Annotated in this window: 13 protein-coding genes; 6 read left to right on the forward strand and 7 right to left on the reverse strand. The window is 65.1% G+C overall.

Features of this window, described 5'->3' with window-relative positions:
- Positions 1-898: 898 nt before the first annotated feature.
- Positions 899-1,105, reverse strand: coding sequence for a hypothetical protein (locus tag KF886_25365; protein ID MBX3180690.1), 207 nt, complete (start codon positions 1,103-1,105; stop codon positions 899-901).
- Positions 1,106-1,515: 410 nt separating this feature from the next.
- On the opposite strand from KF886_25365, the gene KF886_25370 reads away from it, so the two are divergent.
- On the forward strand, positions 1,516-1,908 hold the full coding sequence (locus KF886_25370) for a hypothetical protein (GenBank protein ID MBX3180691.1): 393 nt from the start codon (positions 1,516-1,518) through the stop codon (positions 1,906-1,908).
- Between the two features lie 537 nt (positions 1,909-2,445).
- On the opposite strand, the gene KF886_25375 is transcribed toward KF886_25370, so the two are convergent.
- Positions 2,446-3,735, reverse strand: coding sequence for a DUF1501 domain-containing protein (locus KF886_25375; GenBank protein ID MBX3180692.1), 1,290 nt, complete (start codon positions 3,733-3,735; stop codon positions 2,446-2,448).
- A 58-nt stretch (positions 3,736-3,793) separates the two neighbouring features.
- Positions 3,794-7,504 (reverse strand): DUF1553 domain-containing protein, encoded by a 3,711-nt coding sequence (locus tag KF886_25380; GenBank protein MBX3180693.1) that lies wholly within the window; start codon positions 7,502-7,504, stop codon positions 3,794-3,796.
- A 555-nt stretch (positions 7,505-8,059) separates the two neighbouring features.
- On the opposite strand from KF886_25380, the gene KF886_25385 reads away from it, so the two are divergent.
- Complete coding sequence (locus KF886_25385; GenBank protein MBX3180694.1) at positions 8,060-8,851, forward strand: sulfite exporter TauE/SafE family protein; 792 nt, start codon at positions 8,060-8,062, stop codon at positions 8,849-8,851.
- 9 nt (positions 8,852-8,860) lie between these two features.
- Here KF886_25385 and KF886_25390 read toward each other — a convergent pair whose 3' ends face one another.
- Positions 8,861-10,528 carry an FAD-dependent oxidoreductase gene (locus tag KF886_25390; GenBank protein ID MBX3180695.1) on the reverse strand — a complete coding sequence of 556 codons (1,668 nt, stop codon included), beginning with the start codon at positions 10,526-10,528 and terminating at the stop codon, positions 8,861-8,863.
- Positions 10,529-10,632: 104 nt separating this feature from the next.
- On the opposite strand from KF886_25390, the gene KF886_25395 reads away from it, so the two are divergent.
- Together KF886_25395 and KF886_25400 are read left to right on the forward strand one after the other, a co-directional pair.
- Positions 10,633-11,136 carry a histidine phosphatase family protein gene (locus KF886_25395; protein MBX3180696.1) on the forward strand — a complete coding sequence of 168 codons (504 nt, stop codon included), beginning with the start codon at positions 10,633-10,635 and terminating at the stop codon, positions 11,134-11,136.
- Entirely contained in the window at positions 11,133-12,290 is a 1,158-nt protein-coding gene (locus tag KF886_25400; protein MBX3180697.1) for an acyl-CoA dehydrogenase family protein, read from the forward strand. The genes KF886_25395 and KF886_25400 overlap by 4 nt, the downstream gene beginning before the upstream one ends.
- Before the next feature lie 104 nt (positions 12,291-12,394).
- Here the strand turns inward: KF886_25400 and KF886_25405 are convergent, their stop codons facing one another.
- Positions 12,395-12,631 (reverse strand): hypothetical protein, encoded by a 237-nt coding sequence (locus KF886_25405; protein ID MBX3180698.1) that lies wholly within the window; start codon positions 12,629-12,631, stop codon positions 12,395-12,397.
- Positions 12,632-13,241: 610 nt separating this feature from the next.
- On the opposite strand from KF886_25405, the gene KF886_25410 reads away from it, so the two are divergent.
- A complete protein-coding gene (locus KF886_25410) occupies positions 13,242-13,970 on the forward strand; it encodes a pentapeptide repeat-containing protein (protein ID MBX3180699.1) in 729 nt (242 codons plus the stop codon).
- A gap of 276 nt (positions 13,971-14,246) precedes the next feature.
- Here KF886_25410 and KF886_25415 read toward each other — a convergent pair whose 3' ends face one another.
- Both KF886_25415 and KF886_25420 read right to left on the reverse strand, forming a co-directional pair.
- Entirely contained in the window at positions 14,247-15,662 is a 1,416-nt protein-coding gene (locus KF886_25415) for an MFS transporter (GenBank protein MBX3180700.1), read from the reverse strand.
- An 847-nt stretch (positions 15,663-16,509) separates the two neighbouring features.
- Entirely contained in the window at positions 16,510-17,904 is a 1,395-nt protein-coding gene (locus KF886_25420; protein ID MBX3180701.1) for a cytochrome P450, read from the reverse strand.
- Positions 17,905-18,162: 258 nt separating this feature from the next.
- Between KF886_25420 and KF886_25425 the strand changes: the two genes are divergently transcribed.
- Entirely contained in the window at positions 18,163-21,300 is a 3,138-nt protein-coding gene (locus KF886_25425) for a PAS domain S-box protein (GenBank protein MBX3180702.1), read from the forward strand.
- The last annotated feature ends 122 nt before the right edge of the window (positions 21,301-21,422 follow it).

Consider the following 21,422-nt stretch of genomic DNA (forward strand, 5'->3'; position numbering starts at 1 on the left):
GCGACCCCGACCGGGACAGGCGCGCGCACCGGCGGTGGTCAGGAAGGGCGGCGGCCTCATGCGCGGGACGCCGGTCTATGTGCGCGGGCTCGAGGTTCCCAGCGCGCACCCGTCCCTTGGCGGCGCCAAGGGACGTACCCGCGCAAAGGAGCCAGACGCTGCAACAAACACCCCCGCGTCCAACGGGTCCCGCAGCGTCAACGCGCCACGCCCCAGCGCGGGGGTATGTCCCGGTCCGGGTCGAGCCGTTGCGCGCGGTATACCATCGGCTTCAAGGGTGGCGAATCTCCTGTCTGCTCCTCGCTTTTTCAACGCATCCCCACCATCCACGTGCCACGCGATTCCGCCCCAGGCGGATTCGTGTGCCTGGAGCAACGCCAACCGACCGCCGCCATAACCACCCCGCACGAGCGGCGCAAAGGAGGCTAAAAGTCCGCCGCAGGCGGATTGGGCATCCTGCCCGACGCAACAATAGCCCCCGACACCACAACACCCCACCCTTCTCCAACCCTCTCAAACCCCCGTGCCTCGCGATTCCGCCCCAAGCGGATTCGTGTGCCTGGAGCAACGCCATCCCAACACCGCCATAACCACCCCGCACGAGCGGCTCAACCCCCAGGCGGCCGGAAAACTTGACTCCCCTCAATCTAATCCAACGCCCCCGCTGTCAACTGTCAACTGTCAACTGTCAACTGTCACCCGTCTTTACCCTCCGCGGACGGCCCACGGGCAGGGCGCGGAGGCGGCGGCCGAGTTGGGCTTCCAACCTGCTCGGGAAGCGGTCCGTGCCCAGGGGGCGGCCGGTATGCGTATTGCGGCGGAAGGTCTCGGCAAAACCGGGGTCGATTCCCTGCTCCAGCACCGCGCGCCAGCGGGCTTCGTCTCCGTGGACCTCGCGTCAACGGTCGAGGTCGAGCAGGCCGTCGTCCTTTCGCCCCCCCACATGCACGGCCGCGCTGGACCACGGATAGCGCCATGGCTTCCGCACCATCTTCGCGCGGACGGGGTTCTGCTCGACATAGTGCATCGCGTTGCCGGACTGCGCCTCGTCGAGCGTGCAAGAGTGGAAGCGCCCCTGCCAGAGATGCCCGCTGCGCTGGTGCAACGGGTTGATTTACCGCCTGTAGCGCTTGTGCCGTCGCCGAAGGTCCGCCGCAGGCGGATTCGTCATCAGGCAGTGGCCGTCGGTGCGGCGCCGGTACCGCCTCTCGGCCGAAGGTCCGCCGAAGGCGGATTACCGCGCTGGGTGATGCGGTGCGGCTGCCCCGACACCACGATGCGTGCGAGTCTTGGCATGGGGAAAGTATAGCGCAGACCCGGGGATTTATCAAGAATAGGTGGCTGTCCCTATTTTACCCGCCATCGTGAATCACCTTCAATTCGCAAGAAAATCATATCGCCATAACTTGCCACTGTCAAGATGAATTTGAAGTATCAACAGAACTATTGACCACGGATACCGCCGCACGTATACTTTGTTCGGTATTTCTACCTTCGGCACTGGGGAGGACAGGTATGGATTGGGGACGCCTTTACGACCGGGAAATCGACCGTTGCAATCGATGTATACCGATCCTGGGCATTGCTTTCTGGGTATATCAGTACCGCAACCGATTGGCGATTCAGATACGCGAGGACGAAGCCTATCGCGAGATAATGGCGACCATGGAAGTCTTCGATCCGAAATTCGCAAACGACAGTAGCGAACGCGAAAAGCGGGTAATGTTGGGGCAGATTCCGGGACAGGTCATCAGTACTTCGCTAACACTGGGCCTATACGCGTCAGGCTACCTTTCGCCACTAACCCTGTTTTCGGCATGGGGACTGGCGCTAGTGGTCGATGGCATAGGCGGAGCGCTCCAGGGGCACCGTCACGATTCCAGGGAAGATTCTGAGGGAGAGGAATAAATACGGCAACCGCGTGCGAGCAGACTTTGAAAAACAGTGAAAACCAGGAGAACTAGGGACAGTCCATCATGGGGCTTCGCCTCACCCATGAACGATGAAATGGGCTAATAGCGCCAACGCCGAACTGCGCATTGCGAGAACACCGCCAAGTCGCTGGAATTCGGTTGGTTGGTGTTCTTATTTCAAGGCAGCCATCTATGTCCTCCTCCCACCATTCGTCTTTGCTCTCCGCGGACGGCCCACGGGCAGGGCGCGGAGGCGGCGGTCGAGTTGCGCTTCCAACCTGCTCGGGAAGCTGTCCGTGCCCAAGGCGTGGCCAGTGCGAATTTTGCCAACAATAGGTGACTATCCCAAGTCTTCCCAATCGTTTCAGGGGCACATGAAACCCGCGCCATCTCCTTTGCGTCTTTGCGCCTTCGCGTGATTACCACGCCTTCGCAGAATACTTCTCTTCGTGTCCTTCGCGCCCTTCGTGGTGTCCCTTCCTCAATGGAGAGCCCACAGCGCCCCGCGTCACGCCCGCAACCGAGAAACAACTCAGGAAAACAGCGCCGCGATCGGCGTCCCACCGTCGGTGATCGGCACGGGGCGGTCCCCATCGTACAGATGCTTCCCGTAATCGACCCCGACGGCTGCAAGCATCGTCGCGAAAAAGTCCGGCACGCTTACCGGGTCCGCCACGATCCTGCGCGATCGCTCGTCCGTCTCGCCCCAGGCGCCGCGGTGCTTCAGGCCCCCGCCCGCGAGCACGCAGGTGAACGCCGTCCCCTGGTGCGCGCGCCCGCCCCGCGCGTCAAAGCTCGAGGGGCGTCCAAACTCCGTCGTAATCGCGATCAGCGTCTTCTCGAGCAGGCCATGCGCTTCCAGGTCCACGATCAGCGCCGCCACCGCCGTGTCCAGCTCCTGAATGAGCTTGTGCTGATCCCGAATGCCCTCAAAGTGCACGTCCCAGCCCGCCCCGTTCAGGATATTCAGGTTGTGCGACACCTCGATGAAACGCACGCCCCGCTGCACGAGCCGCCGGCTCAACAGGCAGCGCTGACCGAACTCGCCGCCATACCGCGCGCGCAGATCGGCGGGCTCCGCCTCCAGTTGGAACGCGCTGTTGAATTCCGGGCCGCTCAGCTTCAGGCTCTGCTCGATGGCGTCGTTGTAATCCAGCACCGCGCGCGCCTCCTCGGGGCTCGCGTCCCGAAGCGTGGATAGCAGCGATTCGCGGCGCTCCTGGCGCTGCTCGCCAATGGACTCCGGGCGCGAAAGCCCCGCCGGCCCCTGGCTCGTGTCCGTGAGGTACAAGTACCCTTGCTTCGCGCCCAGGAATCCCGGACCCCGCGTCACGTTCGGGTAGCCAATCAGCACGTACGGCGGCGCGCCATCGACCGCCGCCCCGCGCTCGTGCGCCACCAGCGACCCGATCGACGGATACGTCACCGTCCCCGTGATCGGGCGGCCCGTGTGCATGCGGTTCGTCGCCGCCGCGTGCTCGTCGATCACCTCGTGATGCACCGTGCGCACCGCCGTCACCCGATCCATCAGCGGCGCAAGATGCTTGAGGTGCTCGCACACCTGCACCCCGGACACCGCCGTATGAATGTTGTTGTACAGCGATCCCGGCGTATTGCTCGCCGGATCGCCCTTCCCCTTCGGATCGAAGGTGTCCACCTGGCCCATGCCGCCGCCCAGCCAGATGGAGATGACGTGTTCGGCCTTCCCCCGAACCAGCGGCGTCTCGCTGGCGCGGACGCCCGGCATCGCCAGGCCCGCCGCAAGCGCGGCCCCCGCCGCCAGGCATTCGCGCCGCGTTATCGTGTGCTTCGATCGTTTCATAATCTCCGGCCTCGTTCCTTCCGGCGTCCAGGCGCCCATCCAGCGCCACGCGCCAACGTCACGGCAACCACACGAACTCGTGGTGGTTGATCAAACTCCAAACCGCGTCCTCGTAGCGCTCGCGCCAGTCCGCGCGAATTCGCGGGTCGGGCGGCGGACCCAATCGGGCGCGCCGCTCCACTTCCAATTGTATCGCGTTGGCGTCATGCTGCAAATGGTTGAACCACGTCACCAGCGGTAGCGGCTCGGGCGGCGCCGGCGGATCGATTTCGTCGGCGGAAACCAGCCGTTCCCCGAAACCCGGACCCACCGCGCCGACAAACGCCGTGAACTCCGCCGCTCCCGGCATGCGGCCGAGCACGCGCTTGAAGAGCGTATTCACCAGCGCCTCGGGGGTGGCCGCCTCCACCGCAAGATCGGCCAGCAGGCTGCCGTCCGATGCCCGCGTTACATTCATCGCGAGCGTTCCGTTCGCCAAGATGCCCGGCTGGATCACGTTCGGCTCCGTCTCCCGCCGCACGATCGGCTTTTGCCGCGATCCCGTCCAACCAAAGGCCTCCAGCACATCGGCGATCACCTGCGCGCGCGGAAGCGTCAGGCTCGGGCGATCCCGCTCGTTCGCCAGGCTCGCAAACATCCAGCCGCGTTCCGGCGTGCCCAGCGTCAGCCGGTTGCTCACCGCGCGCCGGCCGTCGTACACAAAGGTCAGTTCGTCCGAATCCATCGGGGCCCCCGTCACCGCGTGGAGCGCATCCACCACCTGCTCCGCCGTCAACCGGCGTCGGTCCGGCGCCTGAAACAGGCGCGATTCGGGCGGCGCGCTCCGGTTCTCCCCGCCCGCCGCGCGCTGGTACGCCTCCGACGTCAGGATCAGCCGCATCACGTGGCGCATGTCGTAGCCGTTCGCCACCAGCTCGCGCGACAGCCACGCCAGCAGCTCGGGGTGGCTCGGCGGGTGGCCCTCCCAGTCGTGCACCGGCTCCACAATCCCCGCCCCCATCAGCCGCGCCCAGATCCGGTTGACCATCACCTGCGCGAACCGCTCGTTCTCCGGCGCGGTAATCAACGCCGCCAGCCGCGCGCGGGAATCGTCCGCCCCTTCCAGGAGCGCCTCGATCGCCGCACCCTCGCGCACCCCCGTCAGCGCCGCGAAAGGCCATTCCGGCGGGACCGCCTCCCCCGGCTTCAGCGTCACGCGGATCAGCGGCGGACGGTCCAGGTTCGCGAAAAACGTGTCCGGAACGCTGCTCGATTCCGGCGCCGCGGCCGGTTTGCGCTGGAGCATCGCGGCCAGCGCAAACAGATCGCGCTGCGTCGAACGGTGGTACGGCGCGTCGTGGCAGCGTGCGCACTGCATGTCCACCCCGAGAAACGCCGACGCGATGATGTGCCCCTTCTCCGCCCACGGCGCGTCGTTCTCCGCCGCCAGCGCGAATCCCGCGCTCCCGCCCTCGTGCGTCGCGCCGCGCATCATGATGAGCTCCGTCACCAGCCGGTCCAGCGGCTTGTTGTCCCGCAGCGCATCGTACAGGAACCAGCGAAACGGCCCGGTGCTGTTCAGCGACTGATTGATGATCGTCGGATTCTCCGCAAGCAGGTCGAGCCAGTACCCCATCCAGTGATCGGCCACGCGCTCGTCCGCAACCAGCCGCTCGATCCATCGCGCCCGCTTGTCCGGCGCGGAATCGGCCAGAAACGCGTCCACCTCTTCCGGGCCCGGCGGCACGCCGACGGTATCGAAGTACAGGCGGCGCAGGAACGGCAAATCCGCAAGCAGCGGCGCGGGTTCGGCCTCCGCGGCGGCGTCCGGCGATGCCGGCCAGTTCGCGCCACCCGCAATCCATTCCTCCAGCAGCGCGATCTGCGCCTCGGGCAGCGGCGTCCCGGTCGGCGGCATCCGCAAATCCTCGTCGGCGCTGCGGATCCGCCGGATAAGCTCGCTCGCCCCCGGATCCCCCGGGACCACCGCCGGTATTTCGGATTCCCCGGCGCCCCGGATCGCGTCCCCGCTGTTCAGCCGCAATCCGCCCTTCTCCTTGTCGCCGTGGCAGCGGAAACACCCATCGCGCAGCACCGGCAACACCTGATCGTGAAAGTGGCGCGCCGCGTCGCTGTCCGCGCCCGAGGCCGCCGTGCGGACCGCCGCAAGGCGCGCATCCAGAAAGGCGTCAATCGGGTGCGCCGCCTCCGCATCGGGCGCGGGAACCGGGTGGGCCTCGGCCCACGCGCGCGCCGAGGCATGCCGCTCCGCCCAGTACGGATCGCGGCTCGCCGCCGCCGCGCGACGCCGCGTATCGTCCAGGTCAGCCAATCCCGCTTCAAGTTGCGCCAGCACCGGCCCCACCGCCGCATCGGTGAGCGGAAGGGCTTCGCCGCCGGGACGCGGAATCACGAACCCCGCGCCGTCGGAGGTCTCCACGCCCACCAGGGTTTCGCCGGTTTCCGTGCGCAGATTCTTGCCGCCCAGCACCGTCTCCAGCACCACCCGGCACGTAACCAATCCGCCATCCGCTGCGCCAGCCACCGTATACGTCCCCGTCACTTCCTGAATACGGTACCCCGGCAGGCGCGCGCCGGACGCAATCGGATCCGGTATCGGCGTCATCGGCTCTTCGCCGTTCGGCGGCTGCTTGATAAGCGGTTCCGTTCGCGCGACCAGCTCGCCGTTCACCCACAGCCGCCCGATCGCGCGGGCGCGCACGAGAAAGCGATGAACGCCGGGACCCAGCTCCACATCCGCCGCCATGCGCAACAGCACCGGAGCCCGCCAGCTGTCCCGGATTCCCCACGCGTCATGCTGGATCGGAATCCGGGGCAACAAAAACGTGTCCGATGTCCAGCGGGCCGACGCTTCCGGCCAGGTTTCGTCTTCGTTCAGCCAGCGCTCGTGCGTCGGCATCCCTTCGTAAAGCGTATAAACCACCCGGCCCGCCGGAACCTCAAGCGCGGGCATCGCCTCCGGCAGTGGCCCGATCACGCGCGGACCGCCCGTGCGGTTGAAATGCGAGGAAATTGTCTCGTTGTCGAGCAGGACCCGGTGCACCGCAACCGCATCGAGCATCCCGTAAAAGCTGTTCGACGGGCTGCCCCCCTGCGACGATCCAATACAAATCACATCGTCATCCACCACCGGCGGCGTCTCCGTCGGACCGCCCATATCCCACGCGCCGTCCGTCGGAATCCCGTCGATCCAGCCGCGAATCGACTCCGGCTCGCCAAACCGGTACGACACCGCGATGTGATGCCATCCGGTAATCGGGTGAAAGCCCTTCTCGGAGGTCCACCGATGCCAGTGCTCCCGCCCCGGCGCCGGTGGCGTCGCAAAAAGAAAACTCAGGTGGGCCTGGCCCCCGCGCCCCACCACGCGCAGCGCCCAGTTCTGGTTGTCCCGCGCGAAATGCGGAGAATTGGATCGCCCCTTGCCAATGACGTACATCGGCTGCCCCTCGCGAATCGCCTCCACCTTCACCCACGCTTCCAGCGTCAGCGCGTCGCCGTTGGTGAAGTCGAACGCGCTCGCCGCCCCCGGATCCGCAATCTCCAGACGCGCCCCCGCGCCGTCAAGACGGATCGCCGTGTTGTTCTCGGGAAAATCGGGAAACTCCGGCGGAAGCGGACCCGCCTGATCCCGCTGCACACCGCCGTGCGCCGTCACGGGAAGCGTCTCTTCCGTCCCAAAGTCCCACCGCGCCGCCAGCGAGGGCTGCGCCGCCCCGCACACACCCGCACCCCCAAACAAAACAACTATCCAAGCAATTCGTACGATCATCGTTCCACCCACGCCCCTCGCGGAGCGCCAGGTCCGCCACAGGCCGCGCCGTTGCCGCCCGTGTATGCCCAGGCCAAACCCATATTAAACCGGATCCGCCCCCGCATGGACAAACCGCACCCACAACCAATCCCCGTGCCACGCGATCACGCCACAGCGCGTTCGTGTGCCTGGAGCAACGCAAACCCACCGCATGCAACAACACCCCGAACGCGCGGCGCGGCGATATCCCCGTCCACCCTCACGACCACAACGCATGCCACGCGATCGCGCCCAGGCGCGTTCGTGTGCCCGGAGCAACGCAAACCCACCGCATACAAGGGACGTACCCGCGCACATACGCCACGCACCCCACACCATACCGCGCGTCAAACCACACACCCATCCCCAGCGCCGAACGCGACCGGGCGGGGGTACGTCCCGGCCGGGGTCGCACCACAACCCCACCCCCCCCAACCCCACCCCATTACCTTGTGTGCAGAGGCCCCCGCCCGGTAAACTCCCCAAAATTCGCCCGACCCCCCTCCCCAACCCACCGGAAAACAACCGCGCCCCATGGAAATCTGGTATACTATCCTCCTCGCCATCGCCGGCCTGATCGCGGGCTTCCTGAACGTCCTCGCCGGCGGCGGATCCCTCCTCGTCCTCCCCATCATGGTGCTCCTGCTCGGCATGCCCGGCCCCCTCGCCAACGGCACCACCCGCCTCGCCATCCTCGCGCAGAACATCTCCGCCATCGCCGGCTTCCGAAAAAAAGGCTTCTCCGATTTCCGGCTCAGCCTCTCGCTCGCCCTCTGCGCGCTGCCGGGCGCCGCCCTGGGCGCCTACTACGGCACAAAGCTCGACGGCGTCTGGTTCAACCGAACCCTCGCCCTGGTCATGATCGGCGTCATGATCATCATGGCCTTCGACAAGAAAAAGCCGAAGAAAAGGCCTGCGGAAAGCCCCGAGGATCCCGGCGCGCGGGATGCAATCGCTTCCCCCGACATGACGCCCAGGCAACGCCTCGCTGGACACGGCCTCATGGTGCTCGTCGGCTTCTACGGCGGATTCATTCAAGCGGGGGTGGGCTTCATCCTGATGGCGGTGCTCCACCGCGTCATGGGCCTCGATCTCGTGCGGACGAACATGCACAAAGTGTTCATCGTAGCAGCCTACACCGTCGTCGCCATCGCTCTGTTTGCCGGCAGCGGCAATATCCTCTGGGGATACGCCCTGATACTCGCCATCGCCATGGCCGCCGGCGGCTGGATCGGCTCCCACCTCGCCGTAACGAAAGGCGAAGGACTCATTCGCGTGGTGCTCAACATCACGCTGGCCATCCTCATCGTGAAACTGCTCTTCTAATCGCCCCGATCAGCGCTCCACCAGCTCCGGGCGCGCGTACTGCTGCAGAAACATGCCGCCCGTAATATTGACCACGTGGTCGAAACCGTGCTGCATCAGAATGCGCGCGCCAAGGTGAGACCGCAGCCCCGAGTGGCAGAGCACCGCCGTGGGCAACGAAGGATCAAGCTGGCCTAGTTCCGCGCGAAGCTGCTCGATTGGGATATGGATCGCGCCCGGCAGGCGCATGCAAGCCACCTCCTCCTCCGTCCGCACATCCACCAGCTGCATGCCGTCCAGCGGTACGCGCGGCGCCGCCACCGGAACCAGCCCGTCCAGGTGGTTGCACGCCACGAACGCCGCCATGTGAACGGGGTCCTTCGCGCTCCCGAACGGTGGCGCGTAACAAAGATCCAGCGTCGCCAGGTCGTACACCGTCGCGCCGAAATGCAGCGCCGTGGCGATCACGTCTATTCGCTTGTCCACCCCGGCCCCGCCCGCCGCCTGCGCGCCGAGCACCTTCCCGCCGGCGGGGTCGTAAATCAGCTTGAGCACCAGCCGCTCTGCGCCGGGGTAATACCCCGCGTGATGCGCGCCCGTCACGACCACCGATGCCGCGGTCTTGCCCAGGCGCGCCGCGGCCTTCTCGCTCATGCCGGTCGAGGCCGCGGTCACATCGAACACGCGCACAATGGCCGAACCCTGCACCCGGCCCAGTGGTTGGGCCTTGCCCGTGGCCGCGTGCTCGCCCGCCGTACGACCCGCGCGATTCGCCGGACCCGCCAGCGGGACCCGCATGGGCGTATCCGCATACGTAAGCGGGTACTCCACGGCATCTCCCGCCGCGTAAATGTCGGGATCGTTCGTCTGGCAGTACGCATTGATGGCGATGCCGCCCGTTGGCCCGATTTCCAGCCCCGCGTCCATCGCCAGCGTCACCGACGGGCGCACGCCCATGCCCAGCACCACCATGTCGGCCGGCAGGCCAAGCCCGTTGTCCAGCACCACCCCCGTTACCGAAGTTCCCTCGCACTGGAACGCCTTCAATCCCGTGCCGACGTACACGCCAACCCCGTGCTTACGGAGCGTCTCCTCCACCATGCCGGCCATCTCGGGGTCGAGCGGCGCCAGCAGTTGCGGCGCGAGTTCAACCACATCCACCGCGATGCCGAGCCGGTGAAACTGCTCCACCATCTCCAGCCCGATGAAGCCCGCCCCCACCACCACCGCGCGCGCCGGCTTTCGCGTGTCGAGAAACGCCTTGATGGCGTCCGTATCCTCCACATTCCGCAGGGCGAACACGTTATCCGCGTTCGCGCCCGGCAGCTCCGGAATTATCGGGGCCGCGCCGGGCGCCAGAATGAGCTTGTCATACATCTCGACAAACCGCTCGCCGGTTTCGTGGTTGACTCCCTCCACCGCCTTCTTCTCCCGATCGATCCGGATCGCCTCGTGCAGTTGCTTCACCCGGATCCGAAACCGGTTCTCGAAAAGCGCCGGCTTCGCCACCAGCAGCTTCTCCCGCTCCACAATCTCGCCTCCGAGATAGTAGGGTAAACCGCAGTTTGCAAAGGAAACGTAGCCGTCCTTTTCGAGGAGGGTGATCTCGGCGTGCTCGTTGCACCGGCGGGCGCGGGTTGCGGCGCTTGCGCCTCCGGCAACGCCGCCTATGACCAGGATACGGGGGTGCTTGGACATGATGAATACTCCAAAAATGCGTGGATGGCGCCCCCGGGATACCCCTCCCCAATCGCGTTCCATTATGATAGGCTACGAACCGGATGAGTTCAAGGAATACACCCATGAAAACACTTCTGATCATGCGCCACGCCAAGTCCTCCTGGAAGCAGGAGGGCCAGCCCGACCACGATCGCCCACTCAATGATCGCGGCAAGCGCGACGCGCCGCGAATGGGACGACTCCTCGCCCGGCAGGGGCTTCGCCCGGACCGCATCCTCTGTTCCAGCGCCAAACGCGCCCGAAGAACCGCCGAAGGACTGGCCGGCCCACTCGATTGCGCCGGCGCAATCGAACTCCGCGACGATCTCTATGCCGCCGGTCCCAATGCCTACCTCGACGCCCTGCGCGCCCTCCCGCCCGAAGTCCGCACCGCCATGGTCATCGGGCATGACCCCGCCCTCTCCGAATTGGTATGCGCGCTCGCCGGTGAGGCCCTCGAAATGCCCACCGCCGCGATAGCGTGCTTCTCCCTTAACCTGTTGACCTGGGACGCGCTCGCCATGGACACGCCCCGCGAAATGCACGGACTCTGGCTCCCCAGGGAGCTCCCGGCATCCGAACCATGACACACGATAACCCCACCGACATCCTCCGCATCGACGAAACGTGGGCCCCGGACCATCAGGCCCTGGTGGCGCCCGTACGCCGTTTCGTCGAGGAGGACGTCCTGCCCCGCATCGCCCGCTGCCACCAGCACGAATCCTTCCCCGAGGAACTGATCGCGCCCCTGAAAGCGCTGGGCATTCTGGAGGCCGTGGCCGACGCCTCCCTCGACCCGATCACCTACGGCCTCATCAGCCGCGAACTGGAGCGCGGCAGTTCAACCCTGCGCAGTTTCCTCAGCGTGCAGGGTTCCCTCGTGATCGGCGCCATCCAGCAATTCGGCTCGACCGAACAGCAAAACCAATGGCTCGGCCCCCTCGGACGCCTCGACGCCTGGGGCTGCTTCGGACTCACCGAACCCGACTGCGGCAGCAACCCCGCGGGCATGCAAACGCGCGCCGAACGTACCGCCGGCGGATTCCGCCTCACCGGCGCCAAGTGCTGGATCACGAATGGTGTCCGCGCAAACGTCGCGGTGATCTGGGCAAAGCTGGACGGCCAGGTCTGCGGCTTCCTCGTTGAAACCGATCGGCCCGGCTTTTCCGCCACGCTCATGAAGGGCAAATGGAGCTTCCGCAGCAGCGAAACGGCCCAGCTCTTCCTGGACGGCGTGGAGGTCCCCGAAAGCGCCCTGCTGCCCGGCGCGAACTCCCTCGGCGCGGCCCTCAAATGCCTCGCGCGCGCCCGCTACACGATTGCCTGGGGCGTATGCGGGGCCGCGGCGGCCTGCCTCGAAGAAACCCTCGCCTACCTCAAGGACCGCACCCAGTTCGGCGGGAAACCCCTCGCCAGCCACCAGTTGATCCAGTACAAACTCGCCTGGATGGCCGCCGATCTCGCCGCCATGACCCTCATCGCGAAACAGCTCGGCGATATCAAGGCCACTGGCGAGCCGGAACCCGCCCAGATCGCCCTCGCCAAGATGCACAACTGCCGCAAGGCCCTCGAAATCGCCCGCACCTGCCGCGAACTCCTGGGCGCCAACGGGATTCATGACGAATACCACATCGGACGGCGCATGGTGGACCTGGAGACCGTGCTGACCTACGAGGGCACGGAAAACATCCACGCCCTAACCATCGGGGCCGCCATGACCGGCATCAAGGCTTTCGAGTGAGGGGCGACAACCCGCCGCGGCAACCGCTGCGCCGCCCAACATAGCCCGGTCACCATGGCGCCTCCACGGCGCGCCGCATATTCCGCACCCTCAGTAAAGCACGCTTACCCGTCCGCTCGATGGGCTGAGACATCGCCCGGAGCCGTCGCCCGGACATAGTCCAGGAAGGCCTGCGGATGTTGCTCCACCCAGTCGGCAGCCGAATAAAAACCATTGTCGCGAAGCCATCGAAGCGCGCCTCGGGGCTCCCATGGGCTCTCGCCAGCGGCCCCGGCCAGGGCGTTGAGACCCGCGATCGCGAATTCGGGCACGGGAATCGGGCGGCTTTCGTCATTGACCATTGTAATACCTTTCGCAGGCGATCTCTTTGCCGGCCCCAAAAAAAGGCGGCCAGCAATGCGCCACTTGAATTATTGTAGCACACCTCTATTGCTTCTATCCTCCGCGATGCCCGAAATGCTACCGCGTTCGCGTCATCCTGATAGAATCTCACGGAGATTCGTGCACCGCGTTCGCGACCCATATCACTATCCGCACGTCGTTTCTCCCGCGGCGGCCCGCACTTGGAAATGAATCCCGCACTCGGGTGGCGGCGGAGCGGCCACTACTCCCACGCCCGATTCGTCCAAACGCGGGCCCGGCGCATAATCGCGCTTTCAACGCCCACGAATATAAAAGCTATACAATTTTATGACGGTGTGTTACACTGAGATGTGACATCACCACACAAATCCGAATTCCCCGAAAGCGACCGGAAAAAAGCGCAGTCCAGAGAGCAGGATTTGTGCCGCCGGGCCCTCGAATCGCACTCCTACGATTCCATGAGCGACCGCGCATGGGTCGAGCTCTGCGAAAAAGTCGCGTCTTCAAGCCACCCGCAACTGCACGCCGAAGCGATCCCGGTGTCCGCATGTTCGGATACCGCGCCCGATAGGGCGGGGGAAGCTACCCATGCCCAGAAAAGAACATATTCTTCTGCTGAAACAGGGCATCGCACCCTGGAATACCTGGAGGATGGAGCATCCCAATGAGCAGCCCGACCTGAAGCACGCCAGCCTCGTTGGAATACAACTTGCCGGCGTCTATCTGCACGATGAGAATCTCATCCAGTCGAATCTGGACAAGTTGCAACGCACCGAAGCGCACCGCTCGCAGGCGATCCAGGACGGAACGCGGGCTCCGGATGCGGACTTGACCCACGTCAACCTCACGAAGGTTAATTTGCAGGATGCAATCCTTGAGGGAGCCAATCTTTCCGACGCAAACCTTACGTGGGCCAACCTGCGCGGCGCCAATCTCTCGGGAGCCAACATGAAGCATGCCAACTTGCGCCGCGCCGATTTGCGTTACGCCGATTTGCGGGACGCGAATCTTGAAAGAGCCGATCTGCGCGGAGCGGACCTCACGGGCGCCCGCCTGCACCGGTGTAACCTGCGAAAAGCGGATCTCCAGAATGCGGATCTGGTGGGCGCGGATTTCAGCGAGAGCTCACTCGAACGCGCCGCGCTCTGCAAGTCGGACCTCACAAAGGCCGTTCTCACCAGCGCCAACCTCGTTCGAGCGGACCTCAAGAGTGCGATTCTCGACGGCGCGGATTTCCAGAACGCCAATCTTAAGAACGCCAACCTCGCCGGTGCACGGACGGAACGCGTGCTGAACATGAATACCGTGACGGCGTAACGTTTCGCCGGCCGCCAGCCACTACCAGAAATCGAGACCAATGCGATGGGTGACAAGAGCCAGAAAGACAAGAACAAGCAAGGCAAACAAAAAGCCGTGAAGGAAGCCGCCACGCAGAAAAAGAAGAAAGAACGGCAGGAAAAGGCCCCCGCCTTGGGTCCAGCCAAAAAATAAGGCCCCTTCCCCAACACGGCCAATCCCGGCTCTTCGGATTCCGTCACGTTGTGCGGTTTACTCTTGCGCCAAAAGCCGCGCCTGCTGCCCTCCCCATCGGCCCTAATCCCGTTTGCGCCCCGCCCGCCGCCGGAGCAGCGCCTGGATCCGGTCCTGCCGTGCCTCGCTGTACGGCAGCGCGAGAAACACCAGCGCGGCGATAACGAACCACAGCCCAACCCCCGGGCCAAACAACAGCGCAATGCGCCACCCCGCCTCGGGCGGATGCGCCGCCGCGGCCGGGTCAAGGCCAATCGCGTCGAGCATGACGCCCGTCAGCGCTAGTCCGAGCGCCCGAGCCAGCTTCGTCGCCATCGTCCAGACGCCATAGTACAGCCCTTCCCGGTGTTTCCCCGTCTTGAGCTCGTCATAGTCCACCGCATCCGCAACCAGCGCCTCAAACAGGATGACCGCGCCCGCCGCCAGCCCGCCAATACCGCACGCGAAAACCAGCACCGGGGCGATTTGGCCCGGGGGAAGCAGCGGGTAGGTGATCGCCGTCATCGCCCCGAGCGCCAGCGCACCGTAGAATGCAGCGGCCTTCTTGCCCGCGCGCCGCGCGATGGCCAGCCACATCGGCACCGACGCGCTCACCAGGAGAATGAACACCCCCAGGATCAGCGCAATGTCGCGCTCGCCAAGCCCGAGCCGAATCTTGTAGTAGTAAACTCCCAGCGACGCATTGATCGTCCGGCCCGATTGCGCGATCACAAACGCGATGACCAGGGGCAGAAACAGCGGGTTGCCGAGCACGCGTCGCGCTTCGTGAAAGCACCACCGCGGATCCAGCGCCCCGCCTTCGCGCCGTCCCGCGCGCGCCGGTGTATCGTGCCGGCGGACGGCGATCGTCGAAATCCAGGCCGTTGCGATTACCGCCGCGGCAAGGATCCACGCCGTCGCGCCCCGCGATTCCCGCAGCGCCGCCGCCGCACCCGCCGGCTCGGCCGCATCATAGAGCAACCCCGGCAGCAGCGCCCCGATCAGAAAGCCTCCGTTGCGCGCCAGCAACCGCCAACCGAAAAGCTCGGCGCGATCATTCCGATCAGACGTCATCTCCCCCGCCAGCGCGGTATACGGTACCGATAAAATGGTATACGACGTATTCAGCAGCAGATACGCCCCGAGCAGGTACGCAAATTTACCGGCCTGCGTCTCCAGCGCGGGCGGCCAGAACAGCACCGGAACGGAAACCGCGAAAAGAATCCCGCCCGCCGCCATGTACGGACGCCGCATCCCCCACCGCGTATGCGTGCGATCCGAGACCGCCCCCATAAGCGGATCCGTGACCGCGTCCCACGCAACCGCGATCGCAAGCGCATAGCCCGCCAGGCTCGCCTGCAACCCAACCGCCCGCGTGTAAAACTCCAGCAGAAACAGCTGAAGCATCACCTCGACCCCAGCCATACCAAAGTCGGCCGCGCCATAGCCAGCCTTCATACGCCGGGAAAGCGGTATAGGTCTGATACTACTATCCGTCATTTTCTTGTTTCTTCAGCAAGATTTCCCAGCACCTCACAGCTCAATCTGTTGAAGCGGAACCGTTTGGCGAAATAATGGATTGGACGCCATCTTCGGTCTCACGCACGCGATCGCGCCAGCTGCGCGGTCCGCCGTCGGCGCATCTTCAATCCGCACAGAGCGGATCAATTCCGCGCCAGTCTTCCCAACGCGATGCCTTGGGCCGCGCTGGCCCTTCGGGCCGAACATGCCCGCTCAAACCAGTCGTCATTACGCAGTTTCTTTATGATCTTTGTGCCCTTTGTGGCTACCAATCCGATCCGCCACGCGCGCCACTCTCGCATCCCAACCCGGATCGCATCCTCACACCCTGGCATGGAGAATCCCGACTCATTCGTGTGCATTGGTGTCCATTCGTGGTTTAAAACGCGCCCTCATTCAACCTCCCAATCCATCCACCTACAAAAATCGCCCTATGCGCTCTCTGCGTTCTCTGCGGTTAACGACTCTTCTCTGTTTCTCTTCGCGCCCTTCGTGACCTTCGTGGTGATCAATTCTTTGCTTTCGGCCAGAGGCTACCCCGCGTTCAATAAGGCCTACCATACATGCCAGCGGGATCGCCGCGCCACGTTATTGCAGGGCAATCGCATTTAAACCCAATCACGGCATTTGGGCGTAAACTTGAGTTGATTTGGAGCCTTGAATCAATGAAAGTGAGCGTGTTGGAGCGCCGGCATCTCTGCCGGCAAGGTCCGGAATTCGCCGCAGGCGAAATGCCAGCGCTCCAACACGCGCCCTTTTTTACATCTCAGGTGGTTCGTATGGCGCTCGGCTCGGACAGGGAGTTTAAATGCGATTGCCCTGCAGGTCATTCCGAGCCGCTGGCTGTCTCGCGCGGCAACACCGTCATCGGTAGCCCACCGCGCGGGCGCAGCGTAATGCGCGGGTCGATTCCCGGCCGGGGCTGTCCCTCCGTCGCCAGGCGCCACCGCCGCCCGATGGTCGCAAGCACAAGCACCGCCTCCATCATCGCGAAGCGCTCTCCGATGCACTTCCGGGGGCCCGCGCCAAACGGAAACCAGGCGTCGCGCGGGCGGGTCTCCCGCTGTTCGGGGGCAAAGCGGTCGGGGTCAAAGCGCTCGGGATCCGGAAAAAAACGCGCATCCCGATGGCTGACATACGGGCTCAACAACACCTGGGAGCCTGCCGGTATCGCATACCCCAGAATCGTGATCGGCCGAAGCGCTTCGCGCCCGAACAGGTAGGCTGGCGGATACAGCCGCAGCGTCTCTTCCACGATCTGCCGCGTATACGGGAGCAGCGCGAAGTCCTCCATGCCGGGTGTCCGATCGCCGATCGCCGCATCCACCTCCGCGTGAAACCGCGCCTCAACCGCCGGATTCTCGCCCAGCAGGCGCCAAGCCCACGCCATCGTGTTCGCCGTCGTCTCGTGGCCCGCCAGGAACAGCGTCAGCACTTCGTCCCGCAAGGCTTCGTCGCCCAGCGGCGCGCCGCTCTCCTCGTCGCGCGCCGCCATCAGCATGTCCAGCAGGTCGCCGCCGCCCCCTTTCGCCCGGTGCTCCCGGATAATCCGATAAACAATGGCGTCCAGCCGCCGAATGGCCCGGCGGAATCGCCGCACCCGCCGCAATGGCAACCGCGTCAGGATCGGCGCCAGCGGATGCAGCAGAATGCTGTCCGCCTGCATGATGTCCTCGATCGCATCGGCCACGCCTTGCTTGTCCTCGGCCACCTCGGAATTGAACAGCGTCTTCCCCACCACATCCAGCGCCAAAGCCATCATCTCGCGCATCACATCGATCCGCTGCCCCGCCTCCCAGCGCCCCGCCGCCGCCACCGCATACCGCACCATCGTCGTCGCGTAGTCCGCAATGCGCGCGCTGTGAAACGCCGGCTGCATCATCCGCCGCCGGCGAAGGTGCGCCGCGCCCTCGTTCAGCAACAGCCCGTTCCCCAGCACCGGACGGAGAAACAGCTGGTGCCCCGTGTCCTTCATTACATCGCGGTGCGCGCCCGACAGCAGTTCCTGCACCGCCTCGGGATCGTTCACCAGGTACACCCGGCCCTTCGCCCCCTCCAGCATCGCAATCCGACCGTACCGTTTCAGCACCGACGCCACGGGGGTGATCCGATCATGACACATCGACAGGAGCGGCCCTAGGGAACCGATAGGGCCCGGACCGGGCGGATCCGTTCCCGCACCACGCCGCACACCGCGTGCATGCCTTGATACCACGTCCATGGGAGATCTCCTGGGCCGCACCGCGGCCGTTGTCCCGTCTGGAAATGAGGATAGCAAATCGTCCAATATATCGTCCAGAAAATATAGACAAAAAATTAACACAATGACACTCCACCGGGAACCGCAACAGGTTCCGTGCCGTGGCTTGATTCAGGTATACTCCCACGAGGAGGAGCGAGAAGAACCGCATCTATACCCTTGGTTGGGAGGGAGAGCGTCCAGACGCGCCCCGCCCGCCTGCCCCGGAAACATGCCCGTATGCAGATGCACCGGACAATCCTGATCGCCGCAACGCTTGCGGGGATGGCGTTGCTGCTGGCCCTGGATCAGTGGCATCGCGCCCGATTTGCCGAGAAGAATCACGCCCAACTGGAGCGCACCCTTCAGGAATCGGTGCGCGAACTCGAACAGCGCCTCGAGATCCGGATCCTGGCGGTCGATGATCTGCGCGCCTTCCTGCTCGCCTTGCCTGAAGCGCCGGATCAAAGTGCATTCGACGCCATCGCCACCCAACTCCTGAGAAATTACCCAGCCCTACGGACATTGCAGTTTGTCGGCCCCGATCACCTGATCCGCTTTACCTACCCGCTGACCGGCAACGAGGATGCCGTCGGGCTCGATCTCATGACGCGGCCGGCCGCACCGTACGTCGAAAGGGCAATGGCCACACGGATGACCGTGCTCAACGAACCGACCGTCACCGTTCAGGGCGTGCTTGCGGTTGTGGCGCGCTCGCCCCTTTACGCAGGAGACACCTACCTCGGCCTGACCCAGGGGGTGATCGAAATCAACACCTTGCTTGAGGAAGTCGCGGCGCATCTACCCACGAATGTGAGCTACGCCGTCGCGCTGGAAGGGGCGCTGCCGTTCTGGGGGACCGAGCCCGCCGGCGCCGCCCGCGTCAGCGCGCCCGTTCGCGCGGGTGATCGCATCTGGACCGCATCCCTCGGCTGGGCGGCGCCCCCGCCCGGCGCGGACCCCTCCACCATCGCGCTCATCTGGGGGCTCGGCGGCCTCGCGCTCACCAGCATCCTCGCGCTCGTCCACCTGGCGCTGCGGCGCGTCACGCGGCTTTCCCAATCGGCCACAGAAAGCGCACAGGCCCTGCACGCCAGCGAAACCCGTTTCCGGGTGCTCTTCGAACATGCGTTTGAAGGCATCCTGATTGCCGAAGCGGGCTCCGGGAAAATCGTCTACGCCAATCCGGCTCTTTGTGGCATGCTCGGCCACCCCGAGGATGCCCTCTCGGGCGCCTGTCTTAAACGTACTCTGGCCGTGCGTGACCAAGATTCCGCGCCCGCGTTGCCGCCCGCCGACGCCCTGGACGGAGGCAGCGTGCAACGGACGGATGTCGCCTGCCCGCACGCGGACGGCTCCACCGTCTTCGTGGATATCACATGGACCCACATGCAACTGGACGGCACAGCCTACCACGTGGGATTCTTCCGCGATATCGGCGACCGAAAGCGCGTGGAAGCCCAAAGCGAGGCGGCGCTCGCCCAGCTGCAACTCACCGTGCAGGCCACCAACATCGGCCTGTGGGACTGGGACCTGCTCACAAACGAAGTCTATCTTTCGCCCGAGTGGAAACGTCAACTGGGATACGAAGACAGCGAACTGCCCAACGAATACGCCGAGTGGGAATCCCGGATCCATCCGGAGGATCGCGCTCAGGTCCTCGCGGCCATCGCCGCGGCGGCCCAGCCCCCCTTCCCGCCCTACGCGCCGGAATTCCGGCTCCGCCACCGCGATGGCTCCTACCGATGGCTGCTCGTGCGCGGTAAGGTGCTGCACGATGCGCACGGCGCGCCCTTCCGCATGCTCGGGTGCCACATCGACATCACGGACCGGCGCCAGGCCGAGGAGGAGTTGCGCGCGGCCACCGACCTGCGCGAACGCACCCTCGAAAGCCTCAGCGAGGTCGTGATCGTCGTCGACCCCGCCACCCGCACCATACAGCAATGCAACGCGGCCGCGGAGCGCGTGTTTGGATACTGCGCGGACGAGCTCATCGGAAAATCCACCGAAATCCTCCATGTCGACCGAGCACGCTATGAAGCCTTCGCCCGCGCCAGCGAGCCCATGCTCGAGCGCGGCGAAGCATTTCACGCCAGTTTCGAAATGCGCCGCAAGGACGGGACCCTGATCCAGACCGAAAACACCGTGGCGACGCTGAGTCCGAGCAAGGGATGGCGCGCGGGCGTCGTGAGCGTCGTGCGCGACGTCACCGGGCAGCGGCAGCTGGAATCCCGGCTGCGCCAGGCACAGAAAATGGAAGCCATCGGCACGCTCGCCGGCGGGATCGCCCACGATTTCAACAACATTCTCGCCGCCATCATCGGCTACAGCGAGCTCGTCCAGGCCCAGCTCGACCCCGGCAGCGAAGAATATGGCGACCTGGAGGGCGTGCTCGCCGCCGCAAACCGCGCCCAGAGCCTCGTCCAGCAAATCCTCACCTTCAGCCGGCAGGTCGAGGAAGTCCGGCAACCCGTCGATCTCGTGGAGGTCGTCGAAGAAGCGCTGAAACTCCTTCGCCCCTCCATCCCAACCACCATCGAGATCGAGGCAAACGTGGGAGACAGCCCGCAGCCCGTGCTCGCGGATCCCACCCAGATGCACCAGGTGATCGTGAACCTCTGCACCAATGCCTACCAGGCCATGGAGGAAAGCGGGGGCCGCCTCTCCATCGCGCTCGGTCGAACCAGCGGCGAACTCCCGCCCGAACTGCCGCCGGGCGAGTACGTGCGCATGGTGGTCCGCGATACCGGCTGCGGCATGGACCCCGCGTACCTCTACCGCGTCTTCGATCCCTTCTACACCACCAAACCCCAGGGAAAAGGCACCGGGCTCGGCCTCGCGACTGTCCACGGCATCATCACCGCCCACGGCGGAGCGATCACCGTGCAAAGCGCGCCCGGCAGCGGAAGCACCTTCGAAGTATTCCTGCCGTTTGCCACCGAGCCGGTCCTCCCCGCGCCCGGCGAGGAGCCCCCCGTGCGTGGCGGTTCGGAGCGCCTCCTGCTGGTCGACGATGAGGAGGCGCTGGCCAACCTGCTCCAAAAGGCGCTGGAGAAATTCGGCTACAACGTCCACGCCCTTACCAGCAGCACCGCCGCGCTCGAATTGCTGAAACAAGAACCCGGCCGCTTCGATCTCCTCGTCACCGACCTCACCATGCCGCGGATGACCGGGCGCCAGCTCATCGCCGAGGTGCGCGGCATCCGCCCCGATCTCCCCGTCATTCTCGTCACCGGATTCTCCGACAACGGACTCCTCGAGGATCTGGCGAGGCTGGGCGTCTCGACTGTCCTCACAAAGCCCGTCAAGCCCCGAAACCTCGCCCGTATCGTGCGCGACGTGCTGGACGCCGGCGCATTCCCCGCAAACGCTCCCTGACGGCTGGACCGCGCTCCCCCCAGCGAAAACCGTGCAAGAACTGCGCGGGACTTGCGCAAAACCTGCACAGCCCCCCAGAACGAATCCCGGATCGCCCTCCTTAACCGCCTTCATTGCAGCAT

Source organism: Candidatus Hydrogenedentota bacterium, assembly GCA_019637335.1.
Classification (GTDB): Bacteria; Hydrogenedentota; Hydrogenedentia; order Hydrogenedentales; family JAEUWI01; genus JAEUWI01.